This is a genomic window from Chroococcidiopsis thermalis PCC 7203 (assembly GCF_000317125.1).
Classification (GTDB): Bacteria; Cyanobacteriota; Cyanobacteriia; order Cyanobacteriales; family Chroococcidiopsidaceae; genus Chroococcidiopsis; species Chroococcidiopsis thermalis.
Map to the genome: position 1 here is coordinate 3703292 of NC_019695.1, position 23473 is coordinate 3726764.

At 44.9% G+C, this 23473-nt stretch carries 23 protein-coding genes; 5 read left to right on the forward strand and 18 right to left on the reverse strand.

Translation table 11 applies throughout. The features are described 5' to 3' along the window. Positions 1 to 35 precede the first annotated feature (35 nt). The 7 genes from CHRO_RS16215 to rppA all read right to left on the reverse strand — a co-directional run bounded on the left by CHRO_RS16215 (position 36) and on the right by rppA (position 8880). Positions 36 to 2150 carry an AMP-binding protein gene (locus tag CHRO_RS16215; RefSeq protein ID WP_015155314.1) on the reverse strand — a complete coding sequence of 705 codons (2115 nt, stop codon included), beginning with the start codon at positions 2148 to 2150 and terminating at the stop codon, positions 36 to 38. Between the two features lie 18 nt (positions 2151 to 2168). Further along, on the reverse strand, positions 2169 to 3041 hold the full coding sequence (locus tag CHRO_RS16220; protein WP_015155315.1) for a geranylgeranylglycerol-phosphate geranylgeranyltransferase: 873 nt from the start codon (positions 3039 to 3041) through the stop codon (positions 2169 to 2171). A 57-nt stretch (positions 3042 to 3098) separates the two neighbouring features. After that, on the reverse strand, positions 3099 to 4010 hold the full coding sequence (locus tag CHRO_RS16225) for a hypothetical protein (RefSeq protein WP_015155316.1): 912 nt from the start codon (positions 4008 to 4010) through the stop codon (positions 3099 to 3101). 124 nt (positions 4011 to 4134) lie between these two features. Then, positions 4135 to 5295 carry a homogentisate 1,2-dioxygenase gene (locus CHRO_RS16230; protein WP_015155317.1) on the reverse strand — a complete coding sequence of 387 codons (1161 nt, stop codon included), beginning with the start codon at positions 5293 to 5295 and terminating at the stop codon, positions 4135 to 4137. Between the two features lie 4 nt (positions 5296 to 5299). Then, a complete protein-coding gene (hppD, locus tag CHRO_RS16235; protein WP_015155318.1) occupies positions 5300 to 6406 on the reverse strand; it encodes a 4-hydroxyphenylpyruvate dioxygenase in 1107 nt (368 codons plus the stop codon). A 405-nt stretch (positions 6407 to 6811) separates the two neighbouring features. Then, on the reverse strand, positions 6812 to 8113 hold the full coding sequence (locus CHRO_RS16240; RefSeq protein ID WP_015155319.1) for a sensor histidine kinase: 1302 nt from the start codon (positions 8111 to 8113) through the stop codon (positions 6812 to 6814). A 68-nt stretch (positions 8114 to 8181) separates the two neighbouring features. Further along, on the reverse strand, positions 8182 to 8880 hold the full coding sequence (rppA, locus tag CHRO_RS16245) for a two-component system response regulator RppA (protein WP_015155320.1): 699 nt from the start codon (positions 8878 to 8880) through the stop codon (positions 8182 to 8184). Positions 8881 to 9051: 171 nt separating this feature from the next. Here rppA and CHRO_RS16250 point away from each other — a divergent pair, with 171 nt between their 5' ends. From CHRO_RS16250 to CHRO_RS16270, 5 genes are all read left to right on the forward strand, one after another. Then, positions 9052 to 9432: a hypothetical protein gene (locus CHRO_RS16250; protein WP_015155321.1), complete on the forward strand. Its 381-nt coding sequence runs from the start codon at positions 9052 to 9054 to the stop codon at positions 9430 to 9432. 145 nt (positions 9433 to 9577) lie between these two features. After that, complete coding sequence (gene pqqB / locus CHRO_RS16255) at positions 9578 to 10486, forward strand: pyrroloquinoline quinone biosynthesis protein PqqB (RefSeq protein WP_015155322.1); 909 nt, start codon at positions 9578 to 9580, stop codon at positions 10484 to 10486. A gap of 36 nt (positions 10487 to 10522) precedes the next feature. Continuing rightward, complete coding sequence (gene pqqC / locus CHRO_RS16260; protein WP_041462508.1) at positions 10523 to 11230, forward strand: pyrroloquinoline-quinone synthase PqqC; 708 nt, start codon at positions 10523 to 10525, stop codon at positions 11228 to 11230. Between the two features lie 284 nt (positions 11231 to 11514). Next, positions 11515 to 11994, forward strand: coding sequence for a hypothetical protein (locus tag CHRO_RS16265; protein ID WP_015155324.1), 480 nt, complete (start codon positions 11515 to 11517; stop codon positions 11992 to 11994). A gap of 124 nt (positions 11995 to 12118) precedes the next feature. Continuing rightward, positions 12119 to 13009, forward strand: coding sequence for an SDH family Clp fold serine proteinase (locus tag CHRO_RS16270; RefSeq protein WP_015155325.1), 891 nt, complete (start codon positions 12119 to 12121; stop codon positions 13007 to 13009). A gap of 116 nt (positions 13010 to 13125) precedes the next feature. Here the strand turns inward: CHRO_RS16270 and CHRO_RS32385 are convergent, their stop codons facing one another. The 11 genes from CHRO_RS32385 to CHRO_RS16320 form a co-directional block, all read right to left on the reverse strand. Then, positions 13126 to 13293 (reverse strand): hypothetical protein, encoded by a 168-nt coding sequence (locus CHRO_RS32385; protein WP_015155326.1) that lies wholly within the window; start codon positions 13291 to 13293, stop codon positions 13126 to 13128. A 126-nt stretch (positions 13294 to 13419) separates the two neighbouring features. Continuing rightward, complete coding sequence (locus tag CHRO_RS16275; RefSeq protein WP_015155327.1) at positions 13420 to 14277, reverse strand: metallophosphoesterase; 858 nt, start codon at positions 14275 to 14277, stop codon at positions 13420 to 13422. Between the two features lie 39 nt (positions 14278 to 14316). Then, positions 14317 to 15741, reverse strand: a complete 1425-nt coding sequence (locus CHRO_RS16280) for a dihydrolipoyl dehydrogenase family protein (protein ID WP_015155328.1) — start codon at positions 15739 to 15741, stop codon at positions 14317 to 14319. A 246-nt stretch (positions 15742 to 15987) separates the two neighbouring features. Beyond that, positions 15988 to 16743 (reverse strand): peptidylprolyl isomerase, encoded by a 756-nt coding sequence (locus CHRO_RS16285; RefSeq protein ID WP_015155329.1) that lies wholly within the window; start codon positions 16741 to 16743, stop codon positions 15988 to 15990. A gap of 124 nt (positions 16744 to 16867) precedes the next feature. Continuing rightward, positions 16868 to 17194 carry a hypothetical protein gene (locus CHRO_RS16290; protein ID WP_015155330.1) on the reverse strand — a complete coding sequence of 109 codons (327 nt, stop codon included), beginning with the start codon at positions 17192 to 17194 and terminating at the stop codon, positions 16868 to 16870. A 17-nt stretch (positions 17195 to 17211) separates the two neighbouring features. Beyond that, entirely contained in the window at positions 17212 to 19374 is a 2163-nt protein-coding gene (locus tag CHRO_RS16295) for a peptidase domain-containing ABC transporter (RefSeq protein ID WP_015155331.1), read from the reverse strand. Positions 19375 to 19530: 156 nt separating this feature from the next. After that, a complete protein-coding gene (locus CHRO_RS16300) occupies positions 19531 to 20835 on the reverse strand; it encodes an HlyD family secretion protein (protein WP_015155332.1) in 1305 nt (434 codons plus the stop codon). A gap of 80 nt (positions 20836 to 20915) precedes the next feature. Continuing rightward, positions 20916 to 21170 carry a CTB family bacteriocin gene (locus CHRO_RS16305; protein WP_015155333.1) on the reverse strand — a complete coding sequence of 85 codons (255 nt, stop codon included), beginning with the start codon at positions 21168 to 21170 and terminating at the stop codon, positions 20916 to 20918. A 262-nt stretch (positions 21171 to 21432) separates the two neighbouring features. Beyond that, positions 21433 to 21693, reverse strand: coding sequence for a CTB family bacteriocin (locus CHRO_RS16310; protein ID WP_015155334.1), 261 nt, complete (start codon positions 21691 to 21693; stop codon positions 21433 to 21435). Positions 21694 to 21782: 89 nt separating this feature from the next. Next, the gene (locus CHRO_RS16315) at positions 21783 to 22043 is read right to left on the reverse strand and encodes a CTB family bacteriocin (RefSeq protein ID WP_015155335.1); all 261 of its coding nucleotides are present in this window, start codon (positions 22041 to 22043) and stop codon (positions 21783 to 21785) included. 497 nt (positions 22044 to 22540) lie between these two features. Next, on the reverse strand, positions 22541 to 23308 hold the full coding sequence (locus tag CHRO_RS16320; protein WP_015155336.1) for a response regulator transcription factor: 768 nt from the start codon (positions 23306 to 23308) through the stop codon (positions 22541 to 22543). Between the last annotated feature and the right edge of the window lie 165 nt (positions 23309 to 23473).

Consider the following 23473-nt stretch of genomic DNA (forward strand, 5'->3'; position numbering starts at 1 on the left):
GCGCGATATGGTTGTCATTCGTCATTGGTCATTAGTCATTTGTTAAATACGCTTGTGCTAGAAGCCCGATCGCGCAATGCACGTCGCATCACTTTATTTGAGGCAGTACGAGGTAAAGCATCAACGATCGCCAGATCGTAAATCTTGAACAGGGGATTGAGCTGCGAAGCGATCGCCTTTTGTAACTGGGTTTTGAGCGTTGCTTTGTCCTGCTGTCGATCTGGTGCAACCACCGCAAAAATGACCAACTGGCTAGGACCCCCTTCTGGAGGAGAGACAGCGATCGCGGCAGTTTGATAAATTCCTGCTACAGAATTGAGGACTTGCTCGATTTCCACCGCGCTGACCTTGATGCCTCCCAAATTCATCGTGTCATCAACGCGACCGCAAGCGCGATAATACCCATTGGGGAGATGTTCGATCCAATCTCCATGACGGCGCAGGGAGAGTAGAGGCGGGTTTACTTGGGGGGTAACTGGTTGATTCGGGAATTGGTCTGATAAACCCGCCCTGACAGCAGACGGAAGAGAGGGGGTATCGGCGAAATAGACGTGGTGATGGTCTTTGTTGAGTAATGTGGTAGAAAGTCCGATGGAAGGGGGGATAATAAACAACTCGCCTTTGTTGGTAGGGCGATCGCCTTCGAGAATAATAAAATCTAATCCTAATGCAGGGGTTGTGAAAGTTGCAGGAGCCGCAGGCTGTACCAGCGTGCCAGTGATATAGGCTCCACCAATCTCAGTCCCACCACAGTATTCGATAATCGGCTTGTATCCTGCTAGAGACATCAAAAACAGCATGTCCTGTGGATTGGAACATTCACCCGTCGAGCTGAATGCTTTAATCGCACTCCAATCCAGCCCTTGCATACAAGCAGTTGTTTTCCAAATGCTGACTAGACTTGGTACTACCCCCAACATATTCACCCGTGCCGCTTGAATAAATTGACCGAATCCTCTCTCGGTGGGTGCGTCGTAGTAGAGAGCAATAGTTGCCCGATTAATTAAACTGGCATAAATCAGCCAAGGTCCCATCATCCAGCCTAGATTGGTTGACCAGGCTACGACATCTCCAGGGTGAATATCTTGGTGCAAGTGTCCGTCAACTGCACATTTGAGCGGTGTTGTTTGAGTCCAAGGAATAGCTTTGGGTTCTCCCGTAGTGCCAGAGGAAAATAAGATATTAGTATAAGCTTCCGATGCGGTGGCTAGGGCATCGAATCGTTCGTTTGAGCTGAGAAATTTCTGCCAAGCTAAATCGCCAGAACGCAGTGTTCCAGACACGGAAATATCGAGCGACAGCACGACTGCTTTAGGGGCATCGGCATCGATAACTTTGGTATAAAGGGGTAACTGTTTGCTACCACGCTGAATATAGTCTTGGGTAAAAATTGCCTTTGCCTGAGTTATACGCAATCTGACGGCGATCTCGTTGGCAGCAAAACTATCGGCGATAGAAACCACCACGCAGCCAGCTTTAATAATTCCCAGGTAAATCGCTACAGATTCCGCAGTCATGGGCATGGCGATCGCGATCGCATCGCCAGGACGGAAGCCCCAGTCCACAAGCCCATTAGCAACTCGGTTGCTCAAGGCGTGCAGCTCTCCATAGGTCATGGTGGAAAGCACGCCGTCCTGTTGAAAGACGATTGCGGGAGAATTTTCAGGCGCTTGAAAACAGCTCTCAACAATGTTGAAACGAGCATTTACCAGCCATTGAGGAAATTCTACCCCCCGCGAAAGATCGACAATTTGAGTGTACTTCTGCCGGAAACGAATACCCAATCGTTGAATCGTCATCTCCCAGAACCGATCCCGATTCTGCACCGACCAAGCATGAAATTCTCGATAGGAGGCAATTTGCAACTGATGCATTAAAGCAGCGATATTGGTAGACTCAATTTCTTCTTGAGAGGGAAACCAAGCTGGAGCAGGTTTCTGGGATGCGTCCCAGTCGGAGAAGGTAGTTTCGTAAAGGAGTTCGTGCAATGCAAAGGGGCAATCGGGCTTGAGGATGTGACGAGTTAGCTGCTGCCAACACTCCACAGCAGGTAAGGCAGCCAGCCACCGCTCGACTTGCGGTAGAATTGCGATCGCTGTCTGTCGATCGACTCCACAGTTTACTATTTGCTCCAACGATAATTGCTTCACCGTTCACCTCCTGCCTTCTCATGCAGTACCTAACAGGGCGATGACTCCAAATGCCGTACCTATACGTTCCCAGAAGTTAAATCTTTGGTAAGCGCTCTCGCTACGTTGCTGTTGGTAGTGCGCCAGCGCCATTCCCAGACTCAATAAAGCGATCGCCGAGAACGTGGCAAATAACAGGGGACGTGCCATCGATAAGAGGCGAAGTGCCACAGGTATAGAACCCATCAACACCCCCAGCAAACCCCAAGCGATCGCGAAAGCCACTCGATCTCCCCACCGATTTGCAACTGTGACAATCCCTTGAATGCGATCGCCTTCCGCATCATGCACGTCCCAGACAATTTCTTTAGCCAAGGCATAGCAGAATAAAAACCCCATTGGATAAAGCATTGCCAATGGTCGGCAGGCAACCAAACTACCCAGAAAAATCAAAGCCGCAATAGTTGCAGCTACAAGTAGATTGCCAAAAATACCATTGTATGATAAAAGATGCGAATAATTCCAGAGCAAAACAGTACTAATAGCAACCAGAACAAAGGGAGACAAACCTAAAGGGATAGCAGCGATCGCGGCACAGCCGAACAGAATTGCCGCAGCCCACCAAGCTTGTTGCAATGAAAGCCGACCGGAAGGCAAAGGGCGATCGGGATGACTGATGCGGTCTTTAGCTAAATCCCAGTAGTCATTGATGCCGCAAGCAGCAGAGGTTATGCAGACTAAGATAATTGCCGTCAGCAGGTATTGCGGTAGTGCAACTGTGGCATCGAGAGCATAGATTGTGGCACAGCCTGCTAAAGCTGCGAGGATACCAGCTGGCAGCCGAAAAAGCTGAACAAAGGCTCGGATCGAGCTTATCGTGCCAATATAGGGAAAGGAAAGCGTGCTAGCCATAATTGATAAGTCGTACGTAAGTCGAGAATTAACTGGTCACTGGTCACTGGTCACTGGTCACTGGTCACTGGTCACTGAATTCAGTCCGTCCCAAAAGACAGCGATCGCATCGAGAATTTCTCGACCACCTTGGATAAATTTGGTGCGATCGAAGTCTGGTTTGAAATAAACTTCCTCCAGTTCCTCCAGCGTGTGTCCGGCGTGTTGCGCTTCGACACGGTTGTGCCAGGTGAAAAACGCGAGGCGCAAGTGCGGGTGTCGCGTTTGCTTGATGCGCGTTAAGCCATCTTCTAGTTCTTGCCAAAAGCCAGCCGCCGCCCAGTTTTCGACTGCAAAGCTAGCACCCTCAGCGATCTGCGGATCGGCGCTACCGTAGAGGCGGATTAATTCATCGCAGAAGTGCAAAGTTGTCGGACTACCCTGCTTGCGCTTACCAATGTCGCCATAGCTCAGACCTAACCCCTCAGCAACACCAACTAGCCACTCAAAATGAGCTGCTTGAAAACGGCAAATTCCACCGTCTACTGTACCCTCAGTGCTGACCAGTTCAGGATCGCCTTCGCGGTCTTTTTCTGCACTCTGGGTAACGCGGCTACTACCTGTCTGTCCTAGCTTGCGATAGATTACGCCTAGCTCGTTGAGCAAAATTTCTCGGCTAGCACGCGATTGTTGCAACGTCGCTGAATTAATGACTTTTTGTAAAGCTGCAATCAAAAATTGGTTAGAAAAAACTGAAAACTGTTGAATAAAGTAGACTAGCTCCTCATCTGTAGCCCTACCCTCGCGAAACCAACGGGTATAGGCGTTATTAGTAATGATGCGGTGCTGCATGAATTCGCGATCGACTTCGACCAGAAAATCTCTAAACTCGTCTACTCGATCCTGAGTCAGTTCGCCTTGGCGCAAGCGTTCCTCAATCCGCGCAGAAATAGTTAATCTACTTGAAGATGTTGTCAAAAGAGAAGTCATAATTTATTACTCCTAACGGTAATGGAGCTTTTGAGTAGAGGGGACAAGGAGGACAAGGAGGACAAGGAGGACAAGGAGGACAAGGGGGACAAGGAAGCAGTTACGAATGATCGATGACCAATGACTAATGATTAACCCAACTATACGAATAGTCTTTGTCCTCAAATTTAAGAGCGTGCTGTGTCAACTTCAGCGGACGAAAGGTATCGATCATCACAGCGAGTTCGTCAGTCCGTTCTTTTCCAATTGACCCCTCGTACATGCCTGGGTGAGGACCGTGGGGAATACCCCTGGGATGAACGGTAATCGATGCCCGTTCAATTCCTTTACGCGACATAAATTTCCCCTCAACGTAGTAAATCACCTCATCTGAATCGACGTTGGAATGGTTGTATGGAGCCGGAATTGCTAAAGGGTGATAATCAAACAGACGCGGTACAAAGGAACACAAAACAAATCCGGGGGCTTCAAATGTTTGATGTACTGGAGGCGGTTGGTGAACCCGACCTGTAATTGGCTCAAAGTCTTCGATGTTGAAGGCAAAGGGCCAAAGATGCCCATCCCATCCCACAACATCTAAGGGATGATGGTGGTAGAGATAGCTAGTAATCTGGTTTCCAGCTTTGACTCGAACCTCAAATTCTCCTTCCTCATCGTGGACGATTAGTTGGTTTGGCGGACGAATATCGCGCTCGCAGTAGGGGGAGTGTTCGAGAAATTGACCGTAGCGATTGAGATAACGTGCTGGTGGCTCGATGTGTCCGTAAGCTTCTACAACCAACATGCGCTGCTCGACTGCTGCATCAGGGAGGATACGCCAAAGAACTCCCGTGGGAATTACCAAGTAATCGCCACGTCGGTAGAAGAGATTGCCAAACTGAGTTTCTAGTATGCCGCTCCCGTCATGGATGAAAATGACTTCATCGCCGCAGGCGAACCGATACCAATAGTGCATGGGTCGTGTCGGGCAAGCGACTGATATGCAAATCTCTGAATTTGCCATCAAGGGGATGCGCGATTCCACAGCATCGCCTTTCGCTGTCATATTTGCCGTGCGTAGGTGGCGGTGATGCAAGGGGCTTTGGTCTTCGTAGGGAATTTCTACGTTGCCCTCGATCCAAATTTTCTGAATTTGCGTGGGTGGATGCAGGTGGTAGAGCAAAGATTGCACGCCTGAGAAGCCACGAAGCCCGATCGATTCTTCGTGATACAGAGAGCCATTTAGTTGACGAAATTGAGTGTGTCGTTTGTGAGGAATGTTCCCCAAATAGTAGTAATAAGTCATGGTTTCACACCGTGGCGATCGCCAAATTGCCTCTCAACGTTTGCTCGCGTTCGATCGCGACAAACAAGGATTTGAAATTCCCCTCACCGAAGCCTTGCGCTCCGTGTCGCTCAATGACCTCAAAGAACAGCGTCGGTCGGTCTTGTACTGGCTGGGTAAAAATTTGGAATAAATACCCATCTTCTTCTCGATCTACTAAGATGCCCAACTCGGCTAGCCGCTCGATTGGCTCCTCGATTTTTCCTACTCGCTCCTCTAAGTTTTCGTAGTACGTTTTTGGTGTCGAGAGAAACTCAACTCCTGCTGCCCGCATCTGAGTGACTGTCTCGACGATGCTGTCGGTCGCGCAGGCAACGTGTTGAATTCCGGCTCCGTGGTAATATTCCAAGTACTCTTCAATTTGAGATTTACCCTTGCCTAAAGCTGGTTCGTTAATGGGTAATTTAATCGTACCCGTGCTGTCCTGCATTACTTTGGACATTAAGGCTGAGTACTCAGTAGAAATAGCGCGATCGTCAAAATGTATTAATAGGTTAAAGCCCATCGTCTCAGCAAAAAACTGCGTCCACCTCTCCATTGCCCCTAGTTCTACATTTGCAACTACGTGGTCGATGGTTTTCAGTCCCACTCCTTTGCGGTTGGCATGTAGATTCCGAGGTTCAAAACCAGGAGCAAAAACACCTGCATAATTACTGCGATCGACGAACTCGATTAAGGTATCGCCATAAGCATGAATCGCACTGTAGCGTAACACTCCATAATTATCTTGTGCTTCCGTCGGGGCGATCGCTCCCACCGCACCTCGTCGAGTTGTTTCTTGATAGGCGCTAACAACATCAGGGACTTCTAAAGCAATAATGGCAATTCCGTCGCCGTGTTTGAGTACGCTTTTAGAGATGGGATGTTCTGGATGCAGTCCCGTACTCAAAACAAAGCGAATATCCCCTTGCTCTAGTACGTATGAGGCAGTGGCGCGACTATTAGTCTCTAGTCCTCGATAGGCAGCGATCGTGAATCCAAAACACTTGGAATAAAATAGTGCTGCCTGCCTTGCGTTCCCAACATAGAACTCAAGGTGGTCAAATCGCTTAATCGGGCAAAAATCGCTCATTGGGATTTCTCCTTTGAAGAAGCTTGTCCAATTGCCCAACCTGCGACTGAATCTCATCAGACAATTGGAGCGATTGAAACGCAGACACTTCTAACTCTTTATTTGCGTTACCGAGGCAGCACAATCTGACACGAACGCTACCGCACTACCTTTTGCGTCACATTTGTGTGAGACCGTTGTTGTTCAGGAGCTGAAGTTGTCTTTTAATTTGATATTCGAGTTGTTGTTAACCAAAAGACTCTAATAAAATTATAAAACTTATTTTTTAGCTCCATATAGCATGAATTGTGAACTAGTAAACTTGGTTGGGTTTATGTATTTTATTTATCTATCTTTAGGTGTAATTCTTTAAGCGTAACCGAGCAGTCCACCCAAGAGATAGAGTGACAATTAGGCGGTAGTGTTCTAAGCCAGCGGGAGTTGAATTTGAAAAGTGGAACCCTGCCCAGAAACGCTTTTGACGTTAATTTCACCGCCGTGAGCGCGAACGATCTGTTGGGCGATCGCTAACCCCAATCCAAAACCGCCTGTTTTACGCGCTCGCTTAGAATCGACACGATAAAAGCGATCGAAAATCCGAGGTAAATCCGATTGGGGAATGCCAATGCCGCTATCCTCAACTTGAATTACAGCTTGATGAAAACGGGTAAAAAGTCGTAATTGCACGCTCCCGCCAGCTGGCGTGTACTTAAAAGCGTTACTCAACAAATTTACAACTGCTTGTTGCAGTAAGTCTGAGTCGATTTTCACCTTGACTGTATGTTGAGGTAATTTGATGGCAAAATTTACATTTTGGGTTGTGGTTTGGGTTGCGATCTGAGAAGTATAATTATCTGCTAATTCTTTTAGCCAGCTTGTCAAGTCAACCTCTACCAAAGACTGAGTCGTTAATTGCCCTTCATGTCTTGCGAGAAATAGCAACTGACCAATCAAAGCCTCCATCGACTTCGCCACTTTGACAATCTTCTCAAATCGCAGCCGCTGTTGTGAAGGATCGCTCGATTTGGAAATCACTCCAACTTGAGCATTGCTCATCACTGCTGCTAGTGGCGCTCGTAATTCGTGGGAAGCATCAGACGTAAAGCGTTGGAGTTGGTCGTAGCTGTCTCGAATCGGTTGCATTGCTAACCCTGCCAGCAGCCAACCAGCTAAGCCGACAATTCCTATAGTCACTGGTACTATCAGCAATAAAACTAATCGTAATTGGGCTAGCTCTTGCTGTGTAGGTGCGAGTGGAATGGCGACTTGCAGATAACCAATTAACAACTCGCTTTGGTAAACAGGCAAAGTCACTTGGCGCAGCCAGACAGGAGTAGGTGCTGTCTGGGTGTCGTTGTTAACAGTTTCTAACGTGGAAAATCCAGGCGATACAGTTAGCTCAGATGGGGGTGTCGTACCGAAAAATTGTACGAGTTGCCTTTGAGAGTTGTACCACCGCGCGTAGACAACATCCGTCCCAATGGGTGGGGTGTTAGTCCCTACCAGCGGTACATTTTCTAAATTTACTTGCTTTGTCAGCCAGTTATACTCGGCGTTCACCGCCATGACGCTAGTTTTTTTGTAAAGTAGGCGATCGAGATCCTCCAACTCATCTAAGATCGTCAGGTAGTAGATTACCCCTGCAAACGCGACTAAAATACTACCCATCGTCACGGTAAACCACAGAGCAATATTAATACGACTACGAGCAAACCTGCGGTTAAACATGAACAGTGGTAGTTGGTAATTGGTAGTTGTTAGTTGGTGAGCGGTTAACGATCCGAAATAGTTTTAACTTACGACTTAGGACTTACGACTTGCTCAACGGTAGGTTTAAAGCGATAACCCATACCATATATGGTTTCAATCCAGTCGGCGGCATTGACTAATTGCAGGCGTTGACGCAGCCGTCGTATCAGTGCAGTCACGGCGTTGCTTTCAGGCTCAGAACCCCATTCCCATAATGCTTGTTCGATTTGGTCGCGGCTGAGAACGTGGTTAGGATGACGCAGAAAATACTCTAGTAAATGAAATTCCCTTGGAGCCAATTCTATAGCAATTCCATCTCGTTCCAAAACTAGGGTGTCAAGATGAAGTTGTAAATCTACCAGCCGCAGAATATCTCCCTGCCACATGGGCGATCGCCTCCCCAATGCCCGCACTCGTGCCAAAAGTTCTAAAATATCTATCGGTTTAACCAGATAATCGTCCGCCCCTGCATCTAAGCCCGTAATTTTATCTGGGGTCGTATCTTTAGCCGTCAACATCAGTACGGGGGACGTTTTGCCCGTTTGTCGATACTGACGACAGAGCGATACCCCACTTACTTCTGGCAGCATCCAGTCTAAAATCAATAAGTCGTAATCTTTTTGAGACAGCAGCCATTGTGCCATTGCCCCATCATCAACACCATCGACAATATGTCCGGCTTCAGTCAAGGCAGTTTGCAGTGGTTCTAACTGTTCGCTGTCGTCTTCCACCAATAAAATTCTCATAATCCCAGCCTGCGATCGCGTGTTCTGGAGTTAACTATTTTCTGATTATCTTTAAACTAGGAAATATCAACCGATTGGCATATCCCCCACCAGTGAGATTCTCAGATTGACCCTTTGGGAAAAACTCGCGCCAAAATCGCTCCTTTGAAATACAAGCTCCAATCCCTATCTATGTTCCATTGGTTGCTAAAATTGTCTGCTTTACCGCTGAAGTTTCTGCTACCTTTACCATTACTCTTAGCTGCTTTTGGACTGTTTGGCGAGCCACTCACAAATCGAGTGTTAAGTCTTTCCTTCGTGGGACTAGATAAGCTACAAGCTGAAAATTCCCATCTCCAAGTACAGTTACCAGTAAAAGCAATAGTGGTTAAAGCTGAGATCGAGAGAGAGTTAGAGTTTACTGAAGTTGAGATTGAGATTACCAAATCGCCAGTGAAAAAGTTACGATTTGAGTTTCCCAATGTTGATGCGATCGCTTTACAAACTATACTTGCTCGCGAATTAAACCTTGCTTCTGGAGGCAGAGAATTACAATCCGGTATGCAAATTTAGGGGCAATTTAAATTTAATATCCAAGGAATATTAGCCCAGGTAGCTTTTTTCAATTACTGATAACTTTGTAAAGAGGTTACATGTAACCTCTTTACACTACTCACTACTCACTCTCTACTGATAACTGATAGCCTCTACTAAAGCTATGGAAGTAAAAATTCTTGGGACTGCCGCAGGTGGGGGACTGCCGCAGTGGAACTGTAACTGTCCTAATTGCCAAGCAGTCCGCGCCTCTAGTGCAGGTGTATGCTGGCTCAATCAGTCCTCAATTGCAGTACGGGCAAATAACCAACCTTGGTTTTTAGTCAATGCTTCCCCAGACGTGCGCCAGCAACTTGAGTTATTGCGGGACGGCAAACCAGTTTCCATCCGCTCTAGCCCGATTGCAGGGATTCTGCTCACAGATGCAGAAATTGACCACACCACAGGGTTGATTTTGTTGCGGGAATCTTCCGAACCACTGCGTGTTTACGGCACTGATACAGTTCGTATAGCACTGACGGAAGGGTTTCCATTACTATCGACTTTAGCAGGCTATTGCGGGGTAAAATGGTCGTTACTCGAACCTGGCATACCGATAAACCTGGGACTGGATGCAGCAAATCAACTAGAAGTAGAGGCGTTTCCTCTGGCTGCCAAACCACCAAAATACATGCGTCACAAGGCTGTAGCAGATGAAGTGTGGGTTGTAGGTTTTACGTTTCGCGCCAGTGGCAAAGTGATGACATATGCCCCAGGTTTAGCTCAGTTAGATGACACCGTATTAGAACGGTTTGAATCTAGCGATTGCATTCTGATTGATGGGACGTGTTGGCAAGATGACGAGTTGGTAAGTTTGGGCATTGCCAATCGCAAAGCACGGGAGATGGGACACCTACCTCTTTCAGGAGCGGAAGGCAGCATTCAGCATCTCGCGCAACTACGCCACCCGCGCAAAATTTTGGTTCATATCAACAATACCAATCCAATTCTCATGGCTAATTCTCAGGAGCGGCAAGTTGTCGAGAAAGCAGGTATTGAAGTGGGTGATGACGGTTTGACAATTGAGCTATAAGATCCCATCAGGAGAAAGGGAGCCGTGCCGGAATTGATGCAGTCAGAACAAAAAGCGTGGACGCAGGCAGAATTAGAAGCGGTACTGCGATCGCAGCACCAACGTTACCACCACTTACACCCCTTCCACGTCCGCATGAATCATGGAGATTTGACACCCCAAGAGGTGCGTCGTTGGGTGGCAAATAGATTTTACTATCAAAAAAGCATTCCACTCAAAGATGCTGCTATCCTATCCAACTGTCCCATTTTAGAAGTGCGACGGCAATGGATCGATCGCATCATCGATCACGACGGACGCAGTCAGGGCGAAGGCGGAATTGAAGCGTGGCTAAAATTAGGTGAAGCAGTTGGTTTGTCCCCCCAAGAGTTGTTAGACGAGCAACACGTCATCCCAGGAGTACGATTTGCTGTCGATGCTTACGTCAATTTTTGTCGCACTCGACCTTGGATTGAGGCTGTCGCTGCTTCACTGACAGAATTATTTGGTCCAGATGCGATCCGAGTCCGCTTGGTTGCCCTAGAACAACATTATCCCTGGATCGATCCTACCGGATTCGATTATTTTAGGAAGCGACTGGAGCAAGCACCGCGAGATGCCCGATATGCTTTAGATTTAGTCTTGAAGTATTGTCGCAGCCGCGAATCTCAAGAACGAGCAGTTCAAGCCCTAGCGTTCAAGTGCGATTTACTCTGGAGCCAGTTAGAAGCGATCGAACGAGGTGAAACGCGACTAAATAGGTAATTGGTAATTGGTAATTGACTGTTATTCTCCTCTGCTTTAGAAGAGGTATTAGAACAGCCTCTGACTTTGGTACATCGCTTGTCGGCGACAGGAGCTACTTTTTAGAAACAAAGCACCTTCACTGGGTGTTTTGTAGTAGCGATAAATTGCGATCGCCTGCTAGAATCGTCAGCATTGAATTGAGTCGTTTGCAACATATTTATACGGGTTGTCTTGACACATTCTTGTCATATTTATACCTCAGAATAGAAACATCTAAAGAGTTCGGAAGTTGAACTAATCCAATGTTAAAGTTGTTGCATTTGAGTGCTGCGATCGCTGCTATTCTTGGCGCTCAGATTAGTAGCAGCAGTTTGCCTATTGCCGCTCAAGCCGTTACCAGAGAAGTTGAGCCAAGTCACCGTGAATTTTTGACGGCACAAATATACCGATCGAACCCCAGAAACGAAGAAGGAATAGATCCTAACCTGATGCTAGCTTTAGCAGGCTTAGCAGGTGGCGCTGCGGCGATCGCCTTAGCCGCTAGAAACAACGGACACTTCAAATCTCCAGCGACATCGCGTCCTGTTGCTGTAGGAGGTTCCGTTCGCGTCGAGCAAGGTAGCCGTCATCTTCAGAAAAGATTAATGAGTCTGCTGCATGACGAAAGAGAAACAGCCAACCGCCTTTTATCTCAAGCTCAAAAGAAAAACCCGCACCAGTCAGTTGATTGGTACATGGAAAAGGTAATCTACGACCTCAAACGCGATCGCGGCGGCTATTAAAGGAGATGTAAGAGCGCACAACTGTGCGCTCTTACACAACACCATAGTTCCTCAGATAGACTTGCAATTTGTGAGAAATTGAAACAATAGGGAGGGTAACTCTAATTTAAAAGTCATAAACACTATGAGCTTTAGTTTTTTTGACCTATTCTGGGTTTTTCTCTTCTTTTCTTCGCTGCAACCAGTATGGCAGCGTCGTCAGATGGAATTTCGTCGCGTCAAAACTATCCAAGAATTTGAACGGGGTCGCAATAGTCGTACGATCCTGCTGATTCACCGTCAAGAGTCAATTAGCTTGTTGGGAATTCCCCTTTCTCGTTACATCACGATTGAAGACTCAGAACAAGTCTTGAGAGCAATTCGCCTCACTCCACCTAATGTCCCCATCGATTTAATTCTGCATACTCCTGGGGGTTTAGTCTTAGCAACCGAGCAAATTGCTAGAGCCTTAATTCGCCATCCAGCTAAAGTAACGGTGTTTGTCCCCCACTATGCTATGAGTGGTGGCACGATGCTAGCACTAGCAGCTGATGAAATTGTGATGGATGCTAACGCTGTTTTGGGACCAGTCGATCCGCAGTTAGGCAACTTTCCCGCTGCAAGTATTCTCAAAGTAGTGGAAGATAAGCCTATCGGCGATGTAGACGATCAAACCCTAATTATGGCTGATTTGTCGCGTAAAGCGATCGCTCAAGTTCAGCGCTTTGTCCGCACGTTGTTAAAAGACGATATTCCCAAACAGAAAATCTCGCCGGAAAATATTGAAAAGATTGTCGAGACGCTAACGACGGGACAAGTCACTCACGACTACCCTATCACCGTAGAAGAAGCGACAGAACTGGGACTGCCAATTACAGTAGGATTGCCAAGATCGATCTACGACCTGATGGAATTGTATCCTCAACCGCAGGGAGGTCGTCCCAGCGTCCAGTATATCCCGATGCCATATGGCGATCGCCGTCCCAGATTACCCGAACCCAAGGGTAGACCGCTACCCGATCCAATGGAACCATAATTTTTGTAGAGACGTTACGTATAACGTCTCTATATAAGCGTCTAGCAAAACAGAACTAAAAATAAAAAGCAGGGTTTGTCTTCCCCTGCTGCTAACTTATAGTTGTGAGATTCTGGTTACGCAGCTTTCCCGAGATCGTCGTCTATATCGTGAATTTTCCTAACTTGAAAATCAGATTTTTTAGAAGATTGTTCTGACATTTCAGCATTCTTTTGACGGAGTTGATGAAGCATATAGATTTTATCAACTAGCTTGGATTTGTCGATTCTATGGCTACCTCTCATAAGTTCCTCCTGTTGTCTTTGTTTGCATGAAATCAAAATATAGACAAAGAAAGTGACTTATTCGAGACAACAAAGTGACAATTTAGAGACAAATAACAGGTAAAAAGAAGCTGTTTGTCAGCTAAGTTAGTCAAGGCGATCGCCGAGATTAGATTGAGATACCAGAGTAATCACCGTCACCTCTGGCGGACACAAAAATCGACCGGGGGCATAAGTTCCTAAGCCGCGATTGACGTACATTTGGTTCTCACCAACTTGGTGAAAACCCTGCGCCCATTCCCAGTGACGCACGACTTTAGCGCACTCAGCTTGCATAAATGGCATCCAACGCCGCATATTTTTAGGCAGACTGCGGCGCAATTCTTGATACCAGGTAATCGCGGGACCCATACCAGGTAAGGCAAACTGACCCCCATGAGTATGACCGGATAATTGTAAATCGACGCGCCATTTTTTCAACGGTACGGCTGTATCTGGGTTGTGAGATAAAACAATTCGAGGTATTTGCGGGTCTAGCTGTTTCATCACTGATTTAGCATCAAACTCCCGCGACCAATAATCAGCTAGTCCAACTAAAGGTAATTTTTTCCCAAATGGGTATGCAATTTCATTCCACAATACACAAATACCCACACTTGTCAAGGCTTTAGTTACTTCGGCTTTGGAATGGGGGTAATGAATATCGTGATTGCCCAGGCTAGCATAAACTCCATAGCGACTTTGCAGGTGCTTGAGTCGCAAGACTAACTGATGGATGGGGCTGGGATCGTCGGTGACGTAATCGCCAGTTAAAACGATCAGGTCGGGATCGGCTTCGTTTGTAGCGGCGATCGCCTGCTTTAACATCTCTTCTGAGAGCTTAACACCGTCGTAATGCAGATCGGACAGTTGCACTATCTTCGTCCCCGCCAAGGATGGGGGTAAGTCGGCGATCGCTACCGTCAGTTTCTCTACACTCAAAGATCCAGTCAATAGCCAGTGCATACAAGCTTGGGTTCACTCCTCAAACAGCGCGATTATAGCTTAGCCGAAGCGACGGATGACGCGAAATATACTAGATAACATCTGCTGCAATCTGTGGTTTTGTTCGTAATTTTGGCGAGTTTGAGCAAAAGCTGCCTTACTATTCACTTCTGATAAGGTGGGATAGATGTGAATTCCACTCAGAGCAGATAGCTTTAGATTATGCGACATTGCTAATATAATCTCATGGATAAGTTCGCCCGCCGCTGCACCAACTAAATGAGCGCCGAGTATTTGCCCGTTACGTTTGGTAATAATCTTAGCAAATCCGGCTGTCGTTCCGTCAGCTTGAGCGCGATCCACATCTGCATATTCTTGTTTGACAACTCGAATATCGTTACCATACTTTTCTCTAGCTTCTTGTTCCGTCAATCCCACCCTTGCTAATTCTGGCTCGGTAAATGTTGCCCAAGGAATGACGCGATCGCTTGCTTTAAATATTGGTAAAAACAAAGCATTTTTGAGAACGATATTTGCTTGATAACTAGCAACGTGGGTGAATTGATAACCGCCCAAAACATCGCCACAAGCGTAGATATGGGAGTTAGATGTTTGCAGTTTAGAATTGACTTGAATTCCCTTTTTACCTACTTTTACACCTGCTGCATCTAAGTTCAAAGATTCTACGTTTGGCGATCGTCCGGCTGCAACTAAAATTTGGTTGGCGACAATCTTTTCTTTTCCTGCCCAAATATATTTTTTACCATCTACAACTTCGATTTTTTCCGCTTTGGTATTGAGGAGAAAATTAATACCTTCAGATTTAAATTGTTGGTGGATAACTTCAACTGCTTCTGGATCTTCCTTAGGAAGGAGGCGATCGCGACTAGCAATAATGGTAACTTTCGATCCTAATCGAGAAAATGCTTGTCCTAACTCACAACCGATTGGTCCCCCACCAATAATTGCGAGTGTCTCTGGACGTTCGGTAATTTCAAACACTTCTTCGTTAGTAATAAATCCCGCTTGCTTCAGTCCTGGTATTGGTAGCGTGGCGGGACGAGAACCTGTAGCGATGACAAAACTTCTGGCTTTGAGGCGGCGGTTATTAACTTCAAAAGTTTTCTTGTCAATAAACTTACCATCACCAAAAATCACTTCTACACCCAAACCCTCAAACCTTTCTGGCGAATCGTGAGGTTCGATGGTAGTAATTGTATTTTGAACGTGCGCGATCGCTTTAGCAAAATCAATTTGCGGATCGTTACAGTAGATCCCAAATCTTCCCGCATGTTTCACCTCATAAGCCACGCGGGAAGCGCGGATCAAAGACTTACTAGGGACGCAACCATACCAAAGACAATCACCACCCAGCCGATGCTTTTCAACTAACGCTACCTTCGCCTTAAGTGCAGCGGCGACACCAGCCACCACCAAACCACCCGAACCGCCACCAATAACCACAAGATCGTATTCCACAGCCATGACAAGTACCTTTAGGAGAAAGCGCGATCGCTTCTTTCCCTATAATGACAGCCTGCTACTAGAGTCGCCAAACTTATTGAATCACATCAACAGCTACTTCTTGCCTTCTTCGCGTCTTTGCGTCTTTGCGTGACATCAATCGGAGAATATAACTAAGTACGAGGAAATAAAACAGCTCTCCCTTAATCTAGTATTAGAGAGATGCGATCGCACCCCCTATTTCCATTAAAAATAACAAACAGCTCATTAACTATCACTTTGCAGCATCGAACTTAACTCCAACGCCAACCACCGCTGAAATAGCCGTTCTAAAATTTCTTGAAATCTTTCCGAAGTTAACTGAGCTGAAAAAAATTCTTCTACTAATAGTAAACAATAACCTGTATCAGTTTGCAGAGGACCGAGCGCCTGTCCCACAGCACCACTAAAGACGATCGCTGCTATATCTGGTTGTAACTGAGACCGATAGATTCTCCCCTCATAACCGCATTGAAGTCGCCGTTGTTCGCTAATATCGTAGAAGTGTGCAGCTTCATAAAAGCTAATTTGACCCTCTTGCAATCGATATAAAATCTCTAATGCTTCAGCTGCACTAGACACGACAATTCGATAAAGTAAGACTCGTTCAAATTCACTTGGATGTTGGTTAAAGAATCGTTCTACTTCTATAGAAAAAAGACGTTGATTTAATTTTTCAGCCAACAGGCGATCGCGAATACTAGCTTCCCAAGTCTCTCGATCGAGCAGCCGATCTGTCAACCAAGTTAACAAATCGGCATCCATTTCTAAATCGCGATCGCGACGCTGGCGCTCTAACTCAGCTTGAATTTCCTCAGCTTCAACTGTTAAGCCTCTTTCCCGCGCCACACGTTCGATGATTCGGCGATATAAAATCTGCTGACAGACTTCCTTTAATTGCAAACTCTTTTGCAAGTAACTAACGATCTCAGCAAATTCTATAGGTAAACCAAAAAAATCAACGGACTGGGGTGCGGGATTCATAAATACAACCACTTGTCATCGTAATATTGAGTAAGTTAAGTGGTGACTATTAAGGCTTTTCAAGTAAGATAAAAGCTGCGTCTTAATACAAAACATCTCATTACAATTTTTCAGTTCGAGCTAACTAGTTGTTCCAAAACGATTGAAATAAATTAAATATATTTCGCATTCTAGAGCTACTAGAACGAGATCTACGTCTACCAGATCCACCAAAAAGCGGCATGGTAAACGCTAAAGTAATTTGCGATAATTTGTAACTCGTACGGCGAGAAATAGAACTGCCATCTGTAAACTTATCTTGAGCATCAGCGAAAGTGTCTATATCTGTTTTTTGAAAAAAGAAAGAGCCAAAGAAATCTTCCCAGCCAAATCCACCCACTACAGCTTCTTGTTCCCGATCGGATAACTCATCTAACAGCCGATCGCTCTTGTCTTCATTAGGCTCAGACATATTAATATCTACTCCACTTAAGGTAAGAAAAATCTTAAATTTTCGTCAGGTTTGTTACGCAAAACTGATAAAGAACCTTGAATTTGTAACTTTCCTCGATCGAGTAGCACCACCCAATCAGCGCGATCGATCGCACTCGGACGATGGGTGATAATAATTGTAGTTTTGCCCTTACGGTAGTTTAACAATCGCTCCAGAACTTGGAATTCACTCACCGGATCGAGACCAGAGGTCGCTTCATCTAAGATAAGAATAGGTGGATCGCTGACAATAGCGCGGGCGATCGCTAATCTTTGTCGTTGTCCTCCAGATAAATTTGCGCCAAATTCTCCTAAAACTGTTTGATATTTATTAGGTAGTTGACTGATAAAACTATCGGCATCCGCAATTTGACAAGCTTTAACAATTTGCTCGAACGGAAGGTGAGGATTTCCTAAACGGAAGTTTTCTAAAATTGAGCGACTCCAAAAATGAGGTTCTTGAGGAATCAATACGACTTGCTGACGCAGACAATCGATCGCGATATCTGACAGATTATACGTCCCAATCCGAATATTTCCTGATTGGGGTTCATATAAACCTGCAATTAATTTGGCTAAAGTACTTTTACCACATCCAGATTGACCGATCAAAGCAATAACTTGTCCGCCAGGAATCGTGACTGAAAAATCTTCTAGTAGATCGACTCTGCCAGCGTGATGAAAGTAGAGATTCGTACACTCAATATCTGCATCTGGTAAGATTTCAGCAAAGGGTTTATGAATGTCTCCAACCGCTTCTGGAGTTGCATCAATTACTTCTAAAAGACGATTGACTGCTGTTTGAGAACGAAAATATTCGTCTGTTAAACCAACTAGAGAGTTAATTAAACCAACAACATTAATCTGCATCGTGTTAAACGCTAGCATTTGCCCGATGCTGAGTTCCTTATTAATTACTAAAATGCTACCGAATCCCAGTAAAGCAATGCCACCAAGACTACTTAACGTTTGAGTGAAAACACCGTTAATAATGCCAATTTTAATTGTACTAAAAGTCAAATGTGCTAAACGACCAAAACGACTTTGAAATTCATCCCAAAATTGGGGTGTAGCCGCTGTAGTCTTCATCACCATCGCGCCTTTAAAAGTTTCTACCAAAACACCCTGATTTTCTGCCGATAAAACGAGAAGGCTGCGCGTTTTCTGCCGTAAAGCTGGCAAAAACGGTAGCGTTGATAAAATCATAATTGTGGCGATCGCCATCACCGCACAAGTCAGCTTCCAGCTATAAAACAGCATGAAGCCAAACGAAACTAGGGCAACAAAAAACTGACTGGGTAGATAGGCAACAATTTGCGAAACCAACTGATTGATTTCAGTAATATCTCGCAAGCGACTGACAATTTCTCCACTACGGCGAGTTTCAAAATAATCTAAAGGTAGATGCAAAAGTTTGCGTCCAAATTCCAAGACTAATCCTAACTGCAACTTTTGACTAAAATGAGCAATCATTGTAGTTTGTAATAGTTGCATCGTACTACTAAACAGAGTTGTAACTACCACAGCAGCTATAACAACACTTAGCAGTTGAACATCTCCCCGTACTAGAACATCATCTGTGAGAATTTGAATTAAAAATGGGCTAGCTAAGGCAAGTAAACCTAAGACAAGATTAATGCCCAAAGCCTCAATCAGTATGGCTCGATAAGGTAATATCCGTTGAAAAAAACGGATAAATCCGCCTAAAGAATCTTCTTCATCCCAATTATAAAAGCAGCTAGGATCGGGAGTTAGCAAAAGCATGATGCCATTCCATGCTTTCATTAATTCTCGCCTGCTTAAGTAGCGAATACCCGCAGCTGGATCGGCAATGACGTAATTCTTACCCTGTCGCCCGTACAATACTACCCAGTGGTTGCCTTGCCAATGCACGATCGCTGGTAGAGGAACATCATTAATATGGTCTACCACCTCTCGCGAAGCTTTAACTGGTCGAGTATTGAAACCCAAGGACTCCGAACCACGCCTTAAGCCCAACATCGTCGTTCCCAACTGTCCAGTACTGACAGCTTCCCGCGAACGATTAATACTTAAAACCCGTCCGTGATGTCTGCAAATTGTAGCCAGACAAGCTGCCCCGCAATCTTCCTCGCTTGCCTGTAAGACACATGGATATTTTTTGTTAAACAGGCTAACCATAATAGGTAATTGATAATAGGTAATGGGTAGTTGGTAATTGGGAAGCCGTAAGTCGTAGGGGCGGGTTTTTTGAAGATCCCTATGAAAAAATAAACAGTACTACAATTAAACCCGCCCGTACACAAGTCAGAAGTATTTCACGCACCACGCACCAATTTACAAATCCGTCAGTAGTCTTGCTTTTCTCAGAATGAATTGCAGTACGGTTTCGGAACGAGAAATAATATCGGCTGCACCTTCCATCCCAGGTTGCAACCGACAGACGCGATCGCCTGTACTGACAAATTCATTATCCGGCTGAATCGTCACTTCATAGATAGACGGGGCGATCGCTCCTAACCCCGCGCTAGCTGCGGGTATTGCATCTGGAGCAACAGCTTGAACTACACCTCTGAGAGTGCCGTAATCGGGATAAGGACAGGCAGAAACGCGCATTTGAACTTGTTGCCCGGGTTTGACTTTGCTAATATCTGGTTCTGCGACACGAGCTTTCACCACTAAGGAAGCGTCACGGGGAGCAATTTGGGCGATCGCATCCCCCATGCCTACCACCTGTCCTGAGTTACGCAGTTCTAGCTTGAGAATTGTGCCATCTGTAGGGGCAAGAATAAACGTCTTTCTCAGTTCCAAGCCAATTTGTTGTAGTTCTTTTGTATCCCGCTCTTGTTGATTTTGCAGGGCAATTTTGTTAACGATCAGGTTTTCGCGCTCTCTGTTTAATGCAGCTACAGTTGCAAGTCCTCTGGCTTTGGCTTGAGCAATCTGCTCGTTAGCTATAATCACCGTGGCATTACTAGGATTGAGGCTGGCTTCAGCTTGTTTGAGTTTGGCTTTAGCTGCTTTGAAAGCTTGTTCTTTTTCCTTAACTTGCAATTGGGCGATCGCACCTGTATTTGCTAGTTGTAGATATCTTTGCTTCTCTTCCTGTGCCAATCCTAGAGCAGCTTGAGCTGCTTGTACTTCTGCAATTGTGGCAATTTCCTTAGTTTGATATTCTCTACGTTGCAACATCAGTTCCGCGGCTGTCGCAGCTACAGAACGCTGCATTAAATTTGTCTCAGCAGCTATCTGACGATCTAAGGAATTAAGTTGAGCTGTAATTTGTACTAATTGTAAGTGGCTCTGCTGAATGTTGGTTTGCAATTGTTGTTTCTTAGTTTGAAGTTGTGAATTGTCGATCTCAGCAATTGGCTCACCTTTTTTTACAGCTTGATTTTCTTGCACGTTAATGCTTGTAATCGTTCCCTCTGTTGCTGCCTGAACAACCCGTAGTTCTCCGCTCGGACGGATATTTGCAGGTGCTTTGACTGTGACGTTGTAGCTGAGCGTGGCAGCTAGAGACACTCCTACACTAAAAATAGCGATCGCCATCCCGCCGCCGAGCGTTGTCAAAGAACCGATTGGGGGGATAAACTCATCAGTTTCAACTGCACCAAAATTGGGATCGATTTCGCTTACCATGGCTACAAACTCTTAGTTCGGCACTTAAATTCCATACCTAGAAAAACTAGGTTATTCAGGCAGTTAGAAAGAGGAAGTTTCTAGATAATCATCTTGGGAAACATCAATTGTTCCCCTACTCCAAATGGAGATTGCCATGCAATTGGCTCTATTATCACTGGTTTATCTCGTTTCCCTTTTTGAGAATCTGAGTCTGTACTACCTCCATCTGATGTTTCGGTTTTAATGTAATACTGCTTGTTGTTTTCGTACACCTTACCACCAGCCACAGTCTCTTGTTGCTCCTCAGATAAGTCTAGAAATAATTCTGAGGATTGGTTCTTGGAAAAGAACATGTTTGATACCTCGCTTATTGATTGCTATCCACTTAGTCAAGCTAAAACTATCAACAAGAAAACTGCCCGCCTCCTTGTAGGAAGTCTAATAAAAAGATTCCAGAGCCTTGTTCCTTTGCATTGTTCTTATTTGTGCAACGAGACGATCGGAGCGTGCAAAATGAAGAATTTAGGAGGCTCTGGAATCTATATTCAGGTAGTTTGTGCAGGTAAACGCTCTACCTTATCGCAGTTTTTTGTCAAATGTTGCACGTCACGTAAATTAGCTTAGTTTGGCAAAGAAATCCTTATAAGCTGCGGTATTAACATCCATAGTATCGTGCTTGAAGCTTTGCAGATTCGTGCTGCCTTTTGGAGTCGATTCCTGAGCCACTTCCAGGTTTGTTATGGTTTCATTAGCTTTGAAATGAGTCGCCAGCTTATCTTTCAAAACATCGCCTGAGCTGCCACCACCTGCAACCAACTGCTGCTGCTCCTCAGACAATTCCACAAATAATTCAGACTTGATATTATTAGCGATCATGGGAAAATCTCCTGTGTTTAAACTAGTGATAGCGCTTACTAATCGGGTTATCTCTAGCAAAGAGCTTTTGGATTTATTGCCGAAATAAATTAACCTAATTTGGCAAAGAAATCTTTATAAGCTGCGGTACTAATATCGAGAGTATCGTGCTTGAAGCTTTGTAGATTCGTGCTACCCTCAGGACCCGACTGTTGAGCTACATCCAGGTTGGTTAAACTGTTATTGGCTTTGTAGTAAGTAGCAAGTTTGTCGCGAAGCTCATCCCCTGTAGAACCACCACCTGTAACTACTTGTTGTTGCTCGTCGGATAAATCTAAAAACAATCCAGATTGCATATCTGTATCGAACATAGCTTTAGCTCCTTCTAAATTTAGATGTTAGATATTCAACCACTAACTGCATAAGAAATTGAATATCTATCTATTAACAAGATAGAAAAAGCAACTGTCGAATTCCACAGCGTATCTCCCCAATACACTAGGTATTTACCCTAAGTATATCTACTGGCGTTTTTCTCTTTAATACAGAATTACACATTTAATTTCTATAGTGTATTTACCTAAAAAACTAGGTATGTCCCCTGAGTGAGATTACGCTCAGCTAAAAAATTCAAACTAACATCTATCTTTCAGATGATATACGTTAAGAGAGACTATTTTTCTTGCTGATTTACCATCAAAAATAGTCTGCAACATAAAACCAAGCTATTGCAAAAGTCATTCTGTCTATTGAGTTAGCGATCGCTACTCAAAGGCAAAATATTAGCAACTTCTGCATCTAGCTTGGTTGAGAAAATAAATATTTTCAATCTTTAGACTTAGCGCTGTTAACCGTCAACTGTTAACCATCAACTATTAATTAGATGGCGTTCTCTGGCAAAGCACGCAAGTTCTACTCTATTGTTGGTTCCAGTTTTACACAGTAAATTACTAACATACTTTTCTACTGTTCGAGGACTGAGGTATAAGCTAGAACCTATTTGAGCATTTGATAAACCTTTGACTAAAAGTTGAAGTACTGCTTGTTCTCTTTTAGTTAAGGAAAAATTATCAAAAGTCTTAGTATCAGTTGTCCTTTCCTGTTGGTGCTGGTAAGGATTATAGCGCGGTGTATCGACTCGAACAGTTGGTTCTTCTTGGCTTGAAGGATAGTGTAGTGTATTATAGGTTTTGCCTTGTTGCTGTTCCATATTTTGTTGTTGAAGCCGTAAGCGCCATTCCCACTGCATTAATTGGGATATTAACTGCGATCGCTCTAGTAAATTACGCACCACAGCATATAATTCATTCAATTCAAAGGGTTTGGCTAAATATGCATCTCCCCCTACTTGATAGCCGCGAATTCTTCCTTCAGTATCTGTTCGTGCTGTCAAAAACATTACGGGTAGGAGTCGAAATGTTGGATGCTGACGTATCCACTCAATTAACTCGTAGCCATCCATCTCTGGCATACTAATATCAGTAATGACGAGATGCGGTTGACATTCCTCAATCTGCTTCTGCGCTTCTTTCCCATTCTCAGCTGCGATCGCTGAATATCCCCACTGCTTCAAAGAACAACTCACCAGCAGACGAATAGCCGGATCGTCATCGACGACAAGGATTAATAATGACATATTGTAAATTTTTCTCTAACTATTTTGAGTTAGCTGCCGCGAACTGACTGCCTAGTAGAAGATAGACAGTCCCCGATCTAGAGAAATTGGAATTCCTTGACACCCTGAGAATAGAAACTTGAGTTCTCTTTGTTCTCTCTTATTTTTTTATCGATACCAACTTGA

Bases quoted from the DNA above. Each gene is read 5' to 3' on its own strand.
- CHRO_RS16220 (WP_015155315.1), bottom strand. From the start codon at position 3,041: ATGGCTAGCACGCTTTCCTTTCCCTATATTGGCACGATAAGCTCGATC.
- CHRO_RS16225 (WP_015155316.1), bottom strand. From the start codon at position 4,010: ATGACTTCTCTTTTGACAACATCTTCAAGTAGATTAACTATTTCTGCG.
- CHRO_RS16230 (WP_015155317.1), bottom strand. From the start codon at position 5,295: ATGACTTATTACTACTATTTGGGGAACATTCCTCACAAACGACACACT.
- hppD (WP_015155318.1), bottom strand. From the start codon at position 6,406: ATGAGCGATTTTTGCCCGATTAAGCGATTTGACCACCTTGAGTTCTAT.
- CHRO_RS16240 (WP_015155319.1), bottom strand. From the start codon at position 8,113: ATGTTTAACCGCAGGTTTGCTCGTAGTCGTATTAATATTGCTCTGTGG.
- rppA (WP_015155320.1), bottom strand. From the start codon at position 8,880: ATGAGAATTTTATTGGTGGAAGACGACAGCGAACAGTTAGAACCACTG.
- CHRO_RS16250 (WP_015155321.1), top strand. From the start codon at position 9,052: ATGTTCCATTGGTTGCTAAAATTGTCTGCTTTACCGCTGAAGTTTCTG.
- pqqB (WP_015155322.1), top strand. From the start codon at position 9,578: ATGGAAGTAAAAATTCTTGGGACTGCCGCAGGTGGGGGACTGCCGCAG.
- pqqC (WP_041462508.1), top strand. From the start codon at position 10,523: ATGCAGTCAGAACAAAAAGCGTGGACGCAGGCAGAATTAGAAGCGGTA.
- CHRO_RS16265 (WP_015155324.1), top strand. From the start codon at position 11,515: ATGTTAAAGTTGTTGCATTTGAGTGCTGCGATCGCTGCTATTCTTGGC.
- CHRO_RS16270 (WP_015155325.1), top strand. From the start codon at position 12,119: ATGAGCTTTAGTTTTTTTGACCTATTCTGGGTTTTTCTCTTCTTTTCT.
- CHRO_RS32385 (WP_015155326.1), bottom strand. From the start codon at position 13,293: ATGAGAGGTAGCCATAGAATCGACAAATCCAAGCTAGTTGATAAAATC.
- CHRO_RS16275 (WP_015155327.1), bottom strand. From the start codon at position 14,277: ATGCACTGGCTATTGACTGGATCTTTGAGTGTAGAGAAACTGACGGTA.
- CHRO_RS16280 (WP_015155328.1), bottom strand. From the start codon at position 15,741: ATGGCTGTGGAATACGATCTTGTGGTTATTGGTGGCGGTTCGGGTGGT.
- CHRO_RS16285 (WP_015155329.1), bottom strand. From the start codon at position 16,743: ATGAATCCCGCACCCCAGTCCGTTGATTTTTTTGGTTTACCTATAGAA.
- CHRO_RS16290 (WP_015155330.1), bottom strand. From the start codon at position 17,194: ATGTCTGAGCCTAATGAAGACAAGAGCGATCGGCTGTTAGATGAGTTA.
- CHRO_RS16295 (WP_015155331.1), bottom strand. From the start codon at position 19,374: ATGGTTAGCCTGTTTAACAAAAAATATCCATGTGTCTTACAGGCAAGC.
- CHRO_RS16300 (WP_015155332.1), bottom strand. From the start codon at position 20,835: ATGGTAAGCGAAATCGATCCCAATTTTGGTGCAGTTGAAACTGATGAG.
- CHRO_RS16305 (WP_015155333.1), bottom strand. From the start codon at position 21,170: ATGTTCTTTTCCAAGAACCAATCCTCAGAATTATTTCTAGACTTATCT.
- CHRO_RS16310 (WP_015155334.1), bottom strand. From the start codon at position 21,693: ATGATCGCTAATAATATCAAGTCTGAATTATTTGTGGAATTGTCTGAG.
- CHRO_RS16315 (WP_015155335.1), bottom strand. From the start codon at position 22,043: ATGTTCGATACAGATATGCAATCTGGATTGTTTTTAGATTTATCCGAC.
- CHRO_RS16320 (WP_015155336.1), bottom strand. From the start codon at position 23,308: ATGTCATTATTAATCCTTGTCGTCGATGACGATCCGGCTATTCGTCTG.